Annotated in this window: 15 protein-coding genes and 1 tRNA gene; 11 read left to right on the plus strand and 5 right to left on the minus strand. The window is 51.7% G+C overall.

Features of this window, described 5'->3' with window-relative positions; translation table 11 throughout:
• Positions 1 to 111 precede the first annotated feature (111 nt).
• Both GS535_RS10195 and GS535_RS10200 read left to right on the plus strand, forming a co-directional pair.
• Entirely contained in the window at positions 112 to 693 is a 582-nt protein-coding gene (locus GS535_RS10195; protein WP_160792762.1) for a TetR/AcrR family transcriptional regulator, read from the plus strand.
• Between the two features lie 87 nt (positions 694 to 780).
• On the plus strand, positions 781 to 1,551 hold the full coding sequence (locus GS535_RS10200; protein WP_160792761.1) for an MBL fold metallo-hydrolase: 771 nt from the start codon (positions 781 to 783) through the stop codon (positions 1,549 to 1,551).
• A gap of 200 nt (positions 1,552 to 1,751) precedes the next feature.
• On the opposite strand, the gene GS535_RS10205 is transcribed toward GS535_RS10200, so the two are convergent.
• Positions 1,752 to 1,828, minus strand: a tRNA-Asp gene (locus GS535_RS10205).
• A gap of 699 nt (positions 1,829 to 2,527) precedes the next feature.
• On the opposite strand from GS535_RS10205, the gene katG reads away from it, so the two are divergent.
• The 7 genes from katG to GS535_RS10240 all read left to right on the plus strand — a co-directional run bounded on the left by katG (position 2,528) and on the right by GS535_RS10240 (position 8,324).
• The gene (gene katG / locus GS535_RS10210; RefSeq protein ID WP_160792760.1) at positions 2,528 to 4,774 is read left to right on the plus strand and encodes a catalase/peroxidase HPI; all 2,247 of its coding nucleotides are present in this window, start codon (positions 2,528 to 2,530) and stop codon (positions 4,772 to 4,774) included.
• Positions 4,775 to 4,862: 88 nt separating this feature from the next.
• Positions 4,863 to 5,309, plus strand: coding sequence for a pseudoazurin (locus GS535_RS10215; RefSeq protein WP_156809394.1), 447 nt, complete (start codon positions 4,863 to 4,865; stop codon positions 5,307 to 5,309).
• A 122-nt stretch (positions 5,310 to 5,431) separates the two neighbouring features.
• Positions 5,432 to 5,998: a cytochrome b gene (locus GS535_RS10220; RefSeq protein ID WP_160792758.1), complete on the plus strand. Its 567-nt coding sequence runs from the start codon at positions 5,432 to 5,434 to the stop codon at positions 5,996 to 5,998.
• 80 nt (positions 5,999 to 6,078) lie between these two features.
• Entirely contained in the window at positions 6,079 to 6,267 is a 189-nt protein-coding gene (locus GS535_RS10225; protein WP_202401664.1) for a CPCC family cysteine-rich protein, read from the plus strand.
• 101 nt (positions 6,268 to 6,368) lie between these two features.
• A complete protein-coding gene (locus GS535_RS10230; protein WP_160792757.1) occupies positions 6,369 to 6,698 on the plus strand; it encodes a hypothetical protein in 330 nt (109 codons plus the stop codon).
• A gap of 462 nt (positions 6,699 to 7,160) precedes the next feature.
• Positions 7,161 to 7,547 (plus strand): heme-binding protein, encoded by a 387-nt coding sequence (locus GS535_RS10235; protein WP_160792756.1) that lies wholly within the window; start codon positions 7,161 to 7,163, stop codon positions 7,545 to 7,547.
• Between the two features lie 12 nt (positions 7,548 to 7,559).
• The gene (locus GS535_RS10240; RefSeq protein ID WP_160792755.1) at positions 7,560 to 8,324 is read left to right on the plus strand and encodes an SDR family oxidoreductase; all 765 of its coding nucleotides are present in this window, start codon (positions 7,560 to 7,562) and stop codon (positions 8,322 to 8,324) included.
• Between the two features lie 44 nt (positions 8,325 to 8,368).
• Here the strand turns inward: GS535_RS10240 and GS535_RS10245 are convergent, their stop codons facing one another.
• Together GS535_RS10245 and GS535_RS10250 are read right to left on the minus strand one after the other, a co-directional pair.
• Positions 8,369 to 9,316, minus strand: a complete 948-nt coding sequence (locus GS535_RS10245; protein WP_160792754.1) for a retroviral-like aspartic protease family protein — start codon at positions 9,314 to 9,316, stop codon at positions 8,369 to 8,371.
• On the minus strand, positions 9,313 to 10,338 hold the full coding sequence (locus GS535_RS10250; protein ID WP_160792753.1) for a tyrosine recombinase XerC: 1,026 nt from the start codon (positions 10,336 to 10,338) through the stop codon (positions 9,313 to 9,315). The genes GS535_RS10245 and GS535_RS10250 overlap by 4 nt, the downstream gene beginning before the upstream one ends.
• 902 nt (positions 10,339 to 11,240) lie before the next feature.
• Between GS535_RS10250 and GS535_RS10255 the strand changes: the two genes are divergently transcribed.
• A complete protein-coding gene (locus GS535_RS10255; RefSeq protein WP_160792752.1) occupies positions 11,241 to 13,469 on the plus strand; it encodes a primosomal protein N' in 2,229 nt (742 codons plus the stop codon).
• Between the two features lie 170 nt (positions 13,470 to 13,639).
• On the opposite strand, the gene GS535_RS10260 is transcribed toward GS535_RS10255, so the two are convergent.
• The gene (locus GS535_RS10260; RefSeq protein WP_160799205.1) at positions 13,640 to 14,341 is read right to left on the minus strand and encodes a M48 family metallopeptidase; all 702 of its coding nucleotides are present in this window, start codon (positions 14,339 to 14,341) and stop codon (positions 13,640 to 13,642) included.
• 29 nt (positions 14,342 to 14,370) lie between these two features.
• A complete protein-coding gene (gene ykgO / locus GS535_RS10265) occupies positions 14,371 to 14,496 on the minus strand; it encodes a type B 50S ribosomal protein L36 (protein ID WP_160792750.1) in 126 nt (41 codons plus the stop codon).
• 184 nt (positions 14,497 to 14,680) lie between these two features.
• Here ykgO and GS535_RS10270 point away from each other — a divergent pair, with 184 nt between their 5' ends.
• The gene (locus GS535_RS10270) at positions 14,681 to 15,112 is read left to right on the plus strand and encodes a hypothetical protein (RefSeq protein ID WP_160792749.1); all 432 of its coding nucleotides are present in this window, start codon (positions 14,681 to 14,683) and stop codon (positions 15,110 to 15,112) included.
• Position 15,113: the final 1 nt, after the last annotated feature.

Here is a 15,113-nt window from a genome sequence, read left to right on the forward strand (position 1 = left end):
TATAAAAGGCTGGATTTGAAAACATTATGGACTCATTAGTCCATAATATGCCATACCGATGCTTGCCCGTATGGGGTGGCTAGAAGCGATATTGATGCGGAGAAGTGACTCATGACGCGCCCTCAAGTTTTTGACTATACAGTTGTCTTGCAGGCGGCCATGCGTCTTTTTTGGCAATATGGCTACGAAGCTACCTCATTGGCAGATTTGCAGCGTGTGACTAAGTTGAGCAAGAGCAGTTTGTATGCGACGTTCGGCAGTAAGCACGGGTTATTTATTGCTGCCTTTGATGCTTACCGTGAGGCACGGCGGCGTGATCGGATGCAGAGGTTAACTTTAAGCCCTGCACGACCGCAGATTGAATGGTTTTTTCGCACTATTGTGGCAGATGTCACGCAGCCTGATTTGTTAGGGCGTGGCTGTATGACGGTGAATCAGGCCGTTGATCTTGCCCCGCATGATCCCATGATACGCCAGCGTGTTATTGACGATCTGCAGGAGTTACAGGATCGGCTATGTCAGGCGATTCAACGTGGACAGGCGGAGGGAGATATCTCCCGCCAGAGAACGCCAGACTGTTTGGCTAGGCTGTTTATGGCAAGCTTTTCCCACATTAATATTATGGCGCGATTAGACATGCCTCGGGTTTATTTTGAGAGCTTTCTTAGCGATGTGTTGGCATTGCTTCATTAGGCTCTCATAGGTGGTTTATGCCCCGTTCAAGCGGGGTTTTTATGCCTGAAGTTATGGACTGATCAGTCCTAAATAAGGAGATTATTGATGCGTTTTCATCAAATTCGAAATGCGACCGTAAAGTTGACCTATGGTGGGCAGACTTTTTTAATTGACCCCTATTTAGCGGAGAAAGAGGCATATCCTGGGTTTGAAGGAACGTGTAATTCCCATAAGCGTCATCCCACGGTACCGTTGAAGACGCCGATGGAAGAGATTCTAGAGCATGACGCCATCATTGTGACGCATACCCACGCTGATCATTGGGATGAGGCAGCAGTACGTCTGATACCTAAAGAGAAACCGCTTTTTGTTCAGCACGCCTATGACGCACAGTTGATTCGGAAGCAGGGTTTTAAGGATGTACGTCTATTGACGGAAAATACCTATTTCGCAGGGGTGACGCTTCATCGTGTAGATGGACAGCACGGGTCTGATGAGGCGATGGGCGTTATTGGAGATCGTCTTGGGCAGGCGATGGGGGTCGTGTTTGAAGCCGAAGGAGAAAAAACGCTCTATTTTGCTGGAGACACGGTGTGGAATAGTTATGTACGGATGGCATTAGACGCCTACAGACCGTCTGTGGTTGTGTTAAACGCGGGTGATGCACGGGTGCCGGACTATGGTTCGATCATTATGGGCAGTGATGATGTGTGCTCGGTCTGTGCTTACGCTCCACAAGCTCTCGTAATAGCCACGCATATGGAGGCTGTTAATCATGCCTGCTTAACGCGTGCTGACCTCCGGAAAGCAGCTCAAGCACATGGTGTAAGCCAGCGTTTACGCATCCCAGAGGACGGAGAAGTGTGTAACCTGTAGAGTGTTTCGACGGTAATTTTTGCCAGTAGAGAAGGGACAATCGTGCGCTTCTCTACTCTGGGCGCTGCGAACAGTGCCGTACAAGCGCGATGCACAGAGGGGGTATGTCTCTCTGTGAGGATTGATTCTAATCTTATATTTTAAGAAGATTTTCCGTTAACGTGCGCTTACTCTTCCCCGAAAAAGTAAAGGGAGAAGAGTGGCGCGAGTGACGGGACTCGAACCCGCGACCTCCGGCGTGACAGGCCGGCGCTCTAACCAACTGAGCTACACCCGCAGACTGCTGATCCTTAGCACCCTCGCTAGAAGGTCTGGAAGAGCACCCCGTGTCGGGATGAGCGGTTATCTATCAGTCAGTTATGAGTGTGGCAAGAGGCTTTTTTCATTTTTTTCATTTTTTTCACATTTTAACGAAGCAGCCTTTTTGAAAGTCGTAATGGCAAGGGCCCTATGTTGTAGGTTGTGCTGGGCGTGTGAGGGAGCGTGGTTGGTATAGGAGAGAGGTGAGACATGTCAGCTTATAAGACCGTTAAGACTGTTTATCGGTTTTATAGGATGTGCTGTGTAAGCATCTGATGTATGCTCTTCTGAAGAGCGGCGCCTGTAGGTGAGCATGGGCTGTGACCCCTATCATTGGTCTTAATTAAGAGAAAATTTTGATAGAGCGCTGTTATTATGGCTTTTAAAAGACGCATTTTTTCAAGGTAATTCTTGTCTAATAGGTTTGAAGTTAACGTCTTTTAAATGTAGAATCGTTTTTACACAGAGGAGGTGTTGCGTGAGGCAGAGCCGATTACTGGCGAAGATAACTTATAAGAGTTATTTAAAATAGCTATTGGCCTTCCTCGTGCTCTCTAGCTAGTATAAGATTGTAATGTGTAGCACTGACTTAATGGCTTGATCCTCATGCCAGAGCTGTTGTTGCTATGTAGCTTGCAAAGATTTTCAATATCCACCGAATAGGGAATTGATCAGGATGAAACTGAAAAATTTCGGGGCGGCTTTGCTGATTGCCAGCACAACCCTGACATCCTTCGCTTCAGCTGCTATGGCAGCCGATGTTCCGGGTCCAAACCAGTACTACTGGCCGAAGGGCATGAACCTGTCCAAGTTGCGTGATCACGACGCTGAGTCTGATCCGTATGGTTCAAGCTATTATACGTCTTACCATAAGAAGTTTGAGCAGCTTAACCTGAAAGAAGTTCGTAAGGACATCGAAAAGGTTATGTTGACCTCACAGCCATGGTGGCCGGCTGACTACGGCAATTATGGGCCGTTTTTCATCCGTATGGCTTGGCACAACGCTGGTACATATCGTGCTCTTGATGGCCGTGGTGGTGAAGAAGGGGCTCAGCAGCGCTTCGCTCAGCTTAATGACTGGCCCGATAACGCAAGCCTCGATAAGGCGAAGCGCCTTCTGTGGCCTGTTAAGAAGAAATACGGCGAGAAACTCTCTTGGGGTGACCTTATCATCCTGACAGGTGACGTTGCGCTGAACCAGATGGGCTTCAAAACCCTCGGCTTCGTCGGTGGCCGTCCAGATGATTGGCAGTCTGAGCTGATCTATTGGGGCCCAGGCACCACGTTCTTCCCGAACAAGAGCTCCTTCCAGGTGAGCAAAGACGGGAAGCTGAAGCACCCAATGGCAGCGACCCATATGGGCCTGATCTACGTGAACCCAGAAGGGCCAAACGGCGATCCTGACCCAGCTAAGTCTGCTGAGATGATCCGTCTGGCCTTCGGTCGTATGGCCATGAATGACGAGGAAACAGCAGCTCTGATCGCTGGTGGTCACACCTTCGGTAAGGCTCACGGGGCTCACCCGAACTCCTGCCTGAGCGGTGCACCTATCGCCAATGGTGTGGAACAGCAGGGTCTTGGTTGGGCTGACCATTGCATCAAAGGCAAGCGTACAGCAGACGATGCATCAACCAGTGGTCTTGAAGGCTCCTGGTCGGCGGATCCGATCCACTTCACGACGCAGTATCTTGATAACCTGCTGAACAACGACTGGGTTTTGACGAAGAGCCCAACCGGTGCTCATCAGTGGCGCACGAAGACGAACGACAACATTGCTCCGGATCCAGCGAACCCGAACGATCCGTCCAAGTTGCGTCCGATCATGATGTTCACAACCGACATCGCGCTGAAGACTGATCCTGTTTATCACAAGATCATTGCACGTTGGGCTGAACATCCTAATGAGTTCGCTGATGCGTTTGCTCGTGCATGGTTCAAGCTTGTTGTCCGTGATATGGGGCCAAAGAGCCGCTATTTCGGGAGCGAAGTTCCTAAGGAAACCTTCCTTTGGCAAGATCCGATCAACATGCCTACCAAGGTCATCAACCAAGCTGACGTTCGTGAGCTGAAGAAGATGGTTGCGGGAACAGGTCTGTCTGATCGTGAACTGATCAAAACAGCATGGGCTGCAGCGTCCTCTCATCGTGTGACAGACCATCGTGGTGGTGCAAACGGTGGCCGTCTGGCTCTGATGCCGCAAAATGGTTGGGCTGTAAACGACCCAGAAGACCTGAAGACCATCCTGCCGAAGCTTGAGCAGATCCGTGACAAGTTCAATGCTGGACGTCATGGTGGCCGCAAAGTGTCCTTGGCTGACATCATCGTTCTCGGTGGTAATGTTGGTCTGGAAAATGCCGCGAAGAAAGCTGGCGTGAACATCCAGGTTCCATTCGCTCCGGGCCGTGGTGATGCGACACAAGAGCAGACCGATGTGGCATCCTTCAACTTGCTAGAGCCAACCGCTGATGCATTCCGTGATTATTATCGCGCTGATGCAGACGGCACACCGCCGCTGAATGCGTTGGTGGACAAGGCCAGCACGCTGGATCTGACTGTTCCTGAGATGACCGTCCTTCTTGGTGGTCTGCGTTCTCTGGACATCAACACCGGTCATTCTTCTAATGGTGTGTTGACGAAGACACCGGGTGTCTTGACGCCAGACTTCTTCAGCAATGTTCTGACAATGGATACACGTTGGCAGAAGGTTGCAGGTAAGGAAGACCTGTATGAAGGCTTTGACCGTGCGTCTGGCAAGAAGCTGTGGAACGCAACAGACGTTGACCTCGTCTTCGGTGCTAACCCTGAACTGCGTGCTGCTGCTGAGGTCTATGCGTCCGACGATGGTAAAGCGAAGTTCTACAACGACTTCGTGAAGACCTGGACGAAGGTGATGAACCTCGATCGTTTCGATCTGCAACGATAAGAGTGGTCTCTCTTTGGCGAAAGAAGAGCGCTTGATCAATCATTCCGCCGGGGGTTTTCCTCGGCGGGGTGTCAAAATGGAGGTTAGCATGTTCAAATTTATTGGTGGGGCTTCGGCCTTATTAATGGCGACAGTTATGTCCGCTTCAGCGGCAACGGTTGATGTGAAAATGCTAAGCCATAGCAGCCAAGGTGGTTATGGCTTCGAGCCGGCCGTTGTCCATATTCACTCCGGCGATAGCGTTCACTTCATCCCAGCGGACAAAGGTCATAACGCCCAGTCCATTCCCGGGATGATTCCTGATGGAGCACCGTCTTTCAGTGTTCCGTTTAGTCAGGATAAAACCGTGCAATTTACGAAGTCCGGTGTGTACGGTTACAAATGCCTGCCTCATGCCATGCTTGGTATGGTGGGGTTGGTTGTTGTTGATAATGCCAACAACGAGGCTCAGGCACGCAAGGCTCCGATGTTTGGGGCACAGAAGCGTCGCTTCAATGAGCTGTTCCAGCAGGTCGATAGCAACGGCGGTCATTAACCGTGTTGCTCTCAGGGAAGGGAAGAGGCTGAGGATAATCATCAGTCTCTTCCCTGAACCTTGTTAAAAAGACGTTTTTTCCAATAGGTCATGGAAAAGCAGTTTTAGAGGAAACCCATATCATGACGGAAACACCAGAGCGTTACGGTAAAGTTATTATCGTGTTGCATTGGGTTATTGCGCTCCTCGTGCTTTTTCTGATCGCTTTGGGTTTATATATGGATCATGCGTCCATTGATGATCCGACGGCTTTGCATACGCTGCATAAGTCTGTTGGCATTACGACAATGGTGCTGATTGTTGTCCGCATTGTTTGGCGGCTGACACGCAATCTGAAAGCACCGCCTTTTCCATCGTCTGTTCCAAAAGTGCAGCGTGTTGCTGCGGGCAGTGTGGAAGGCATTTTGTATCTTTTCCAGATTCTATTACCCGCAACGGGGTGGCTTGCCATGTCTTCTATGGCGATGCCAATCGTCCTATTTGGTTGGGTGTCTTGGCCGTTGATCCCTTTGCCTGAGAGCGTGATGGATGATGGCGATTTGCCAATGTTTCTTTTGCAATTACATCAATGGTTCTCATGGGGTTTCGCGGGTTTCATTGTGCTGCATATCCTCGGGGCTCTGTATCATGCTGTGATTAAGCGTGATGGTGTGGTGGCTCGGATGATGGTGCGTCGTCCGTCTAAGTAAGGCGAATATTTCTTCATCATCATGCTATACTGAAGACCAAATTCTATAAGACGATAAAGTCGTTGGTCTGGGAGAAGTATATGATGCACGATGATGGCTATCCGTGTCCGGTATGTGAACATATCGTCTTTGGGGAAGAGGGTGGATATGAGATCTGCCCTGTGTGTGATTGGGAAGATGATCCATCCCAACGAGCCCGTCCTGATTCAGGAGGCGGTGCTAATGTCTTGAGTTTAAATGACTCCAAAAAAGCCTATCATAAGCAATAAAATACTTTTTCTATTCATTCATAGAAGACTGTAGAGTCTTATTTTTTCATGTATTGTGGCGGTCTAAGCGTGCGTTTCCACGAGCGAAGAAAGCCCCCGTCATGACGATCAAATGGGATGAGCAAACACAGAATGCGGTTATTTTACTGGGGATAGCGCTGGGTTGTTTGATAACAGGGCTCGGCGGGTATTATACGGCACTGAGAAAAGGCCGCTCTATCCCATTATGGACGATGGTGTGTACAGCGTTTCCACCAGCCTATCTTCTTCTTTTTAACAAAAGTTCCAATAGAGTGGAGGCCGGTAAGCTCCATCCTGTTGAATATGTCGCTCTGCTGCTATCGGGTGCATCATCTTTGTTGATCATTCTCCTCTTTTTGTTGCTCTTTGTCTTTGCCGGGTCGCGCGGTTCTACTCGTGGCAGAGGCTAGCAAGGGTCATCTTTCTTTTCCGGTGGAGGTGATTGCTGCTAGAGTCTGCCAAAGCAAGATATATGAGGCACAAAGCCGCATGCGGGCACCCTTTGTGCTGAGAAGGGGCCGGGAATATCAGTGGATTTCGTTCTGATAGCGTCAGAGAGCCGTCAATGGGGCTGCTGCATGTCCTTTGACGATGTTTCGTCAGGACGGACGACCTTCAGCAAAAGTTCCGATACAAACCAGATCTCAAGATCGCGTCAGTTTTAGAACGTCACGTATGCGGTTGTGCCTCTATCTCATATAGAGGGTCAGTCTTCAGAGTGGTCATACAGATTGTAAAAAACAGCTTGTAGGACGTATGCGAAGATGTCTATCTATAACATATAGACTGACCGGTCGGTCTGTTATGTAGAATGTCGGGATAGCCCAGAAAGTGCCTATCTACGAAGGCTGAGTATGAAAGGGGGCGTCGGGATGACTCTCTCGTTACTATTAGCCGATGCACAAAAAAACTTGGATGGTTTTAGTCGGCACTATTGTTGCGCTGTCCTCAACAGCGAAGGGCAGCTTCTCTTGTGGTTTCGCAGTGATGAGATCACGCCGTGTAGTGCAAAGCTGAGCACACAAAAGGCGCATACCGCTTTTTCCTTTCAGGCAGATACCGATAAGCTTGCGGAACAATTGGGCCCCTTAGGTCTGGCTGCTGTGAGGAGCCCGGACGCCTGTTTTCTGCCAGGTGGTGCCGTAGGCCGCACAGCGGAGGGGAAGGCGGCATATTATGTTGGGGTATCGACTGAGAACCCCGAGATCGACCGTCCTGCTGCTCACGCTGTTGTGCAGGCTGTATCATCGTATTTTTAAGGAAGTCTTGATATGTCAACAATCCTCGTCACAGGGGCCGGGACAGGCCTTGGTAAGTTCTTAGCTTTTTCATTAGCGCGTCGAGGTCATGACGTTTATGCGGGCGTGGAAAATAACGCCCAAGTCAGTGCCTTGCGCCATGAGGTGGCAGAGGCGGATCTTTCGGTTGAGGTGCTCCGTCTTGATATCACCAATGAGATAGATCGGACTTATGCCAGCCGTCTTGAGGTGGATATTCTCGTTAATAATGCTGGGATTGGGGAAGGTGGCTCATTGGCCGACATGCCTGCAGCGGTTCTTCAACGTCAGCTCAATGTCAATTTCTTCGCAACGATGGAGCTGACCAAACTGTTCTTGAAGAAGTTTGTGCGTAAAAATGCGGGACGCGTTGTGTTTGTGTCCTCCATTGCAGGGCTGATCACCCCACCATTTGCGGGGGCTTATTGCGCGTCTAAACATGCGCTGGAAGCGGCAGCGCAGGCTTTGCATCAGGAGTTTGTAGACAAGCCGATTTCTTTTGCAACGATCAATCCGGGCCCTTATCAGACAGGCTTTAATGATCGGATTATGGAAGGGGCAAAATATTGGTATGATCCTGAGACCGCTATCTTCCCTCAAGGGGATCTAACCTTCCCGATTGAGCAGTTCGATCAGGAGCAGGATATTGAGGGGATGGCGGATGTTGTGGACAATCCAAAATCGCCTTTCCGCAACCTGTTCCCAAAAGAGATGGAAGACGCCATTAAGCAGCAAGAGGCCGCTGTATGGACATGGTAAGGGCGTAAAAAACGCTTTTACATAAAGGCGAGTAGAGGGGGGGGTTAATGCCCCTCTACACCCTGTACAAAAACATGCCCCGTTGCAGCGGAGAGCCATAGCCGATGTGTTTTGAACCATTCTGCTCCCAGTAAAATATCAGCATGGTCATGCACGGGGGCGACGGTTAAGGTTGGGGTCGTCCAATCTTCTGTGCCGATGCGGAGGAGATGGAATTGGTGCCAATGATAGCTGTGTTCTTTGAGGCCAAGCCCAGCAATTTCCCCTCCGGGGTCATGCGCGAGCTGGATGTCTGTAATCCCCAGTTGATGGGCAAAACGTGTGCTCACGACCGTTGAGCGAGACCCGCTGTCGATGAGGGCGAGGCCCGGATGATTATCGAGGGTGAAAGGCACGAGAAAGCGCCCATGATAGCGTTGGGCCGGTAGGTTAAGCCACAGATGAGACCATAATGGTGGGTGCTGACACAATGTTGAGCCAACCTGCACAGTCCATAATGCCATGCGATGATGGGTAAGGTCGAGTTCTAGATCATATTGGCCGAGGAGATCCATTCCAATCAGGCCCAGAAGCGGCGGCTGAATCGTGGGAAAGGGCGGCAGTGCTCCCATTGGCACCGTGATGGCCTCACGATGGACGTCCCCTAAGGCGAGCTGTTGAACGAGGACATTGGGCACTAGATGAGGGTGAGCATCCGGCCCTAAGATGGCGGTGTGGTGGTCAGGGTCTGTATGGAGATGAAAGCGCACGAGCGCTTCAGGGGTAAGAAGACTCCCCTCCGAGCCTGTATCTATCATGAGTGAGACAGGATGGCCGTCTATGTGGGCGGGGCTACTGACGGTATGGTCTGCATCGCTCAGGGGTAGCGTGGCGGCTTGTTCCATACGGCAAGAAGGTGCGGCCTGAGCTGTGGAGAAGGCCATAAGCGCACTATAGAGCAGAGTGGCGGCCATATGGCGAGTGTGTCGCCTCCAATAGAAACCATGTTTCACGAGGAGCTCTCCTCAGAATGTGCAGGTTTGTCTGCATGGGGATGTGCTTTTTTCCAGACATCCATAAGCCTGTGCTCATCGGCAAGAGTATAGATTTGCGTACTCGAGAGGCTAGCATGGCCTAGCAATTCCTGAATAACGCGGAGGTCGGCACCGTTTTGCATGAGATGGGTGGCAAAAGCATGGCGTAGCGCATGAGGCGTGGCTGTATCGGGAAGGCCCTCCATCTGTCGCCATTGGCGCATTGTGCGTTGAGCAATGGCGGGGTTCAGCCGGCCACCGCGCACCCCGCAAAAGAGCGGCGCTTGAGGGTGCGGCGCGGGGTGAGCAGCGCGCCATGCTTCCAGCTTTCGCTGAACGATGGGAAGAATAGGGACAACGCGTTCTTTTTGGCCTTTCCCCATGATGGTCATGAGCCCATCATGCAGCTGGTCAAGGTCGCGCACATTTAAGCTAAGAGCTTCACTAATGCGTAAACCAGCACCGTACAGCAGCGTAAAGAGCGCTTCATCGCGTAGGGCCACATGAGGGGACGAGACAATATCGGCAATATCCCCCGGGGCTTTACGGGCATCTTCTGGGTTGAGAGGGCGTGGCACGCGAGGCTTGAGCCGTGGACTACGCAGAAGCGAGAGGGCGGGGTTGCTGACCCCATAATGACGGCGCAAGAAGGTGTAAAAAGAGCGCAGGGACGACACACGGCGCGCCCGACTTCGTGCCTGCCCATCGCGACTATGAGTGCGTTGAGGGGTGCGCTGCGCTCGGGCTTCAGCTTGTGCGGCGTCATGAGCGAGCCATGCGCGGAAATCGACAAGTTTGAGTGCCCCCAGACCAGAAAGAGACAATTCCCCACCAAAATGCTGCGTGAAAAAGCCCAGCGCTTGGGCAACATCGTGCTGATAGGCAATGACGGTTTTTTCAGCCGAGCGCTTTTCATAACGCAACCAAGACACCCAGCCCTCAAGTGCTTGCTGGGCTGTGTGAACGGAAGAGGGAGGCACTGTTTCTTGTAAAGGTTTCATGGTCTTTCTCGACCGCAACAAGGAAGGATCATAGTGATAAACCACGTTATGTTACCACTATGATAAGCAATGCACCAGAAGGGGGCATCGCGTTATGGGAGGTCTTTTTCGTAAAGGAGGTTCTGGCCGCCAAATAAGTTTTGGCTGTATATAGAGGGCATATACAATATTTGAATAATAAATGATGCTAAAGAAAGTTTTTTATATGTCCATAATGTTAAAAAACAATAATATTGAACTATATTGATTTTTATGAGTGGTCGTGGAGATATAAATGACATGATAAAGGAGAGTTGTCCTGATCATATTATCGCTTTGTTTTTAGTGCTTATTTCTTGGCTATTCCTCTAATGCTGTCATCTGTAGCGCATGTTACGGATGGTACGTCTATGGGTGGAGAGGTTGAGGATCAGTATCATAGTACAGTAGTTAACGTGCCATCGGGCAGTGGTATTGTAGTTTTTGAGATGCTAACGCATTATTTCCAAAACCATAAGCAGTAACATCTATGACTGATGTCTATTGTAGATTTTGTGGGGATTACATACTTCGGTATCCGAAGCCTCTTTCAGTTTTGACTGAATATCGTGCTTCACTGGACATGACGGGGCTTCATGGAGGTTTTTCAGTCAAAAACAGTCTGCGACGATCAATATGAGCTTTGGCTATGACGGATAGTAACCTCAGTCTTGTTCAGGATATAGCTCCCTTTTTTGTAATTTTATTTTATATATGAAATGATATTGAGTATATTGATCTGCGTTATACGTGACGTATGGGGCCCGTAACGTGGCATTCATTATACTGCAGCCAAGAAGACAAAGCGTTTTTTAAACAGACGGTTCATGGTTTTCTATCACTAAACGGGCTATGTTTACAGCATGGTCATAGAGTCCTCCCCCATGTCACCGCGTGTTTCCAACGATCACACGCATCGTGTTTCGGTGCTGGTGCCGCGTCCTTTTGCGGGGCCGTTGGATTATCGCAGTGCGTATCCTCTACCGCCTGGCACGTTGGTGCGGGTGCCGTTGGGGAAGAAAGAGGTTGTAGGGTGTGTATGGGGGCCGTCTGCTCCGTCTCTTCCACCTGATTTACGCCCAGCCCCACCGAAACGCACTGTGGCATTGGCAAAGTTGCGGCCTATTGAGGGATTAGTGGAGCATATGCCGCCTTTGCCGGAAAGTTTACGGCATTTTGTTGATTGGGTCGCGGCTTATGGCATGAATGCCCCGGGCATGGTGCTGGCGATTGCCATGCGTGTTCCTGCCGCAGGCGGGGTAAAGCCGGTCACAGGTTGGGTGCGGTCAGAGGCGCCTATGCCGGCTGGGTTTCGTCTGACACCGGCACGGCAAGCGGTGCTGGACGCTGTGTCAGAAGAGCAGCCCCATACCGTGGCAGAGCTGAGTGAACGCAGTGGGGCGAGTGCAGCGGTGATCCGTGGGCTTGCCCAAGCAGGCTTGCTCGAAGAGCGTATGATAGACCGGCCAAGCGTGCAGAGGCGGCCTGATCCTGACTATCATCCCCCCATTTTATCGCCCAATCAGGCTTCGGTGGCAGAGGCGTTGGTTCAGTCTGTGCAAGCACGGCGCTTTGAGGTCACGTTGTTGGAAGGTGTGACGGGGTCGGGCAAGACGGAAGTGTATTTTGAGGCGGTAGCGGCTTGTTTGCGGAACGGTCAGCAAGTGCTGGTGCTGCTTCCCGAGATTGTCTTAACCGCCCAATGGACGAGCCGTTTTGCCGCGCGTTTTGGTGTAGAGCCCGCTGTGTGGCATTCGGAACTTGGGCATAAAACGCGGCGTGAAACATGGTGTGCGGTTGAATCAGGCCAGACGCGTGTTGTGGTTGGGGCGCGGTCGGCTTTGTTTCTGCCGTTTACGGATCTCGGTCTGGTTGTGGTCGATGAAGAGCATGAGAGCACCTATAAGCAAGAGGAAGGTGTGCTGTATCATGGCCGAGACATGGCGATTGTGCGGGCCCGCATGGCCCGTGCAGCCGTTGTGCTTGTCTCTGCAACGCCCTCAATGGAGACGCTCGCCAATGTGGAGCAGGGGCGTTACCGTCATGAGCAGCTTGATGCGCGGCATGGAGGGGCGCAATTACCTGAGATCTCACTGCTTGACCTACGCGAACATGGGCCGGAGCGCGGGCTGTTTCTCTCACCTGTGCTGTGTGACGCGATTGAGAAGCGTCTTGAAGCGGGTGAGCAGGCCATGCTGTTTCTCAATCGTCGAGGTTATGCCCCTCTGACGCTTTGCCGAGCCTGTGGCCATCGTATTCAATGCCCGAATTGTTCGGCTTGGATGGTGGAACATCGCGCGCGTCGGGTTTTTGCGTGCCATCATTGTGAACGGGTCGAGCCGCTCAAGCCTGTATGTCCTGAATGTGGGGCAGAGCATAGTTTGGTGCCGATTGGCCCGGGGATCGAACGCATTGATGAAGAAGTGCGTGCGCGTTTCCCACAGGCTAAGCTGCTCAGTATGGCGTCAGACACGTTGACCTCATCTTCGGCTATGGCGGAGGCAGTGGGGCGTATTGCCAATAATGACGTGAACCTCATTATCGGCACACAAATTGTCGCGAAAGGCTGGCATTTCCCCAATCTTACGTTAGTTGGTGTGGTGGATTCAGACTTAGGCTTGGGCGGAGGCGACCTGCGTGCTGCTGAACGCACGATGCAGCTTCTTCATCAAGTCGCAGGCCGTGCAGGCCGTGGGGAAAAACCCGGGCAGGTGATGTTGCAAAGCTATGTGAGCGATCATCCGGTGATGCAGGCTCTTCAACATAACGATTTTCAAGCGTTTATGGAGCAAGAAGCCGCACAACGCCGCCCGGGGTTTTGGCCTCCTTATGGGCGGCTAGCTGCGGTTATTGTGAGTGCCCCTAAAGAAAGCCATGCTGAGCAGCTCGCGCGCCACATTGCCTTCAATGCTCCTGAGGGTGAGGGCATACAGGTGCTTGGCCCTGCACCGGCACCTTTGGCGTTGCTGAGGGGGCGTTACCGCTTTCGCCTGCTGCTACGCACGCGACGCGGCATAGCAGTACAGCCGTTATTGCGGCGTTGGTTGGGGGATGTAAAGCTTAGTAAAGAAGCCAAGCTGGAGATTGATATTGACCCAGTTTCTTTCATGTAAAGAAGATGAGGGTCTTGCAGGAGTGGTAGGGGATGACAGTGGTGATGTCTTGGTAAGAAGCTCTCTTAACGCAATAGGGGCCGTCCATAAAAGGGCGTTGAATAACACGTTGAGTGGCTCCTGTTTGAAGCTTTTTTAGGGGGTAGGCATAGAGGGCGCAAGAAGACAGGTTAGTCTTCTCGTCCCAACGCGCGCTGTTTGTAATGAGCAAGCCGTTTATCTTTATCGGGGAGGTAGGGCGTGCAGCTTATGGCTTCTTCAAAAGCATGAAGGGCGAGGTCGGAATGGTGGAGCTTTTCTTGAGCTTCTGCGAGCATCATCCATGCGGTCGGGTCGCGTGGGTCTTCATTAAGGCTGATGCCAATGTCTTGCACCGCACCTGTCGGGTCATTGCCTAACAGGCGAATAGCGGCGCGCTGGCGGCGTAGAAAAGCATTGTCGGGTTGCACTGTGAGGGCAGCGGAAAGTTGGTGTTCTGCACGATTGACTTCGCCCTTTTGCGCCTGCTCTAAGCTGTCTTTGACCATGAGTTGAACGCCTGGGCTTAGGGTGCGTTGGCGGAGTTGCTCAGCATGGTTCCATGCGCGTTGGGCGTCATGGTCATTTTGCGCATGATGGAGGTCATGCTCTGCTTGCTGGAGCCGTTCGCGCAGAGAGCGTCTTTTGGGAGGGGGAGCTTTGGCAGAAGAGGCGTGAGCGCCTGCGTGTTCATGCGCCATCGCTGAGTGTGGCGTGGCCAGCGCTGGGCTAAAAGCGGTGTACAGAACAAAAGCCCCCAACCCGAAGGCAGGAGGCTTCATGGCTGCTAGAGCATGAGCAGCCGAGCGGCCCCAAGGCCGCTTAAACCCACGGGGATGTTGCCCATCAGACAAGGGAGCACACCACCGCATCCGTCGGAGCCTTAGCCCTGACGTGCTTTCATGCGAGGGTTCTGCTTGTTGATGACGTACATACGTCCACGACGACGGACGATGCGGCAGTTCTTGTCACGAACTTTAGCAGACTTCAGGCTGTTACGAATCTTCATAATCTTCGGGCTCCCGACAGAAAAGACGGGCCCGATGCTCATGAACGCCGGACCCACGACAGGTTGCAGGGCTATAATGCCCGCGAAATTGGCGTTCGAATAGCGTGGTTTTCACCTATGAGTCAAGAAAAACGACAATAAAACCCTCTTTTCTTCGAGAGCTTTTCTAGCGTATTCTCACAGCATGATGCGTCTTAGTGCTGTTTTCCCCCGTTCTTTTGTCTTTTCTGCCCTGTGCATGACGGTGTTCTGCACAGCTGCAGGTGCGGCGCCTGCCAAGACTGATGATGATGACCCTAACGTCAATGCGCGTGGTACGGGGGTGAATCGTCTTTTAGAAACATTACGTTACAGCCCGGATTCGGCGAGTGAAGCGTGCCTGAATGCTTTGGGTGAGATGCATAAAATGCAAAAGCAGCTTGATGATGTTGAGGGCCGCGATAACGACTCTGACACCAATTTGGTGCGTGATGTGCTGGCGTCTGACATGGAAGATGTGATCACGATGTGCGGTGCTGATGCGCACCGGCTATGCCGCGAAAAAGCGGATACGGACGATAAGTTAAGTAAGCTGTGTGCGGGTCTGCCGGGCGACCCTGCGGATGATCCCGGCTAAT

This window comes from Saccharibacter sp. EH611 (genome assembly GCF_009834765.1).
Taxonomy (GTDB): Bacteria; Pseudomonadota; Alphaproteobacteria; order Acetobacterales; family Acetobacteraceae; genus Saccharibacter.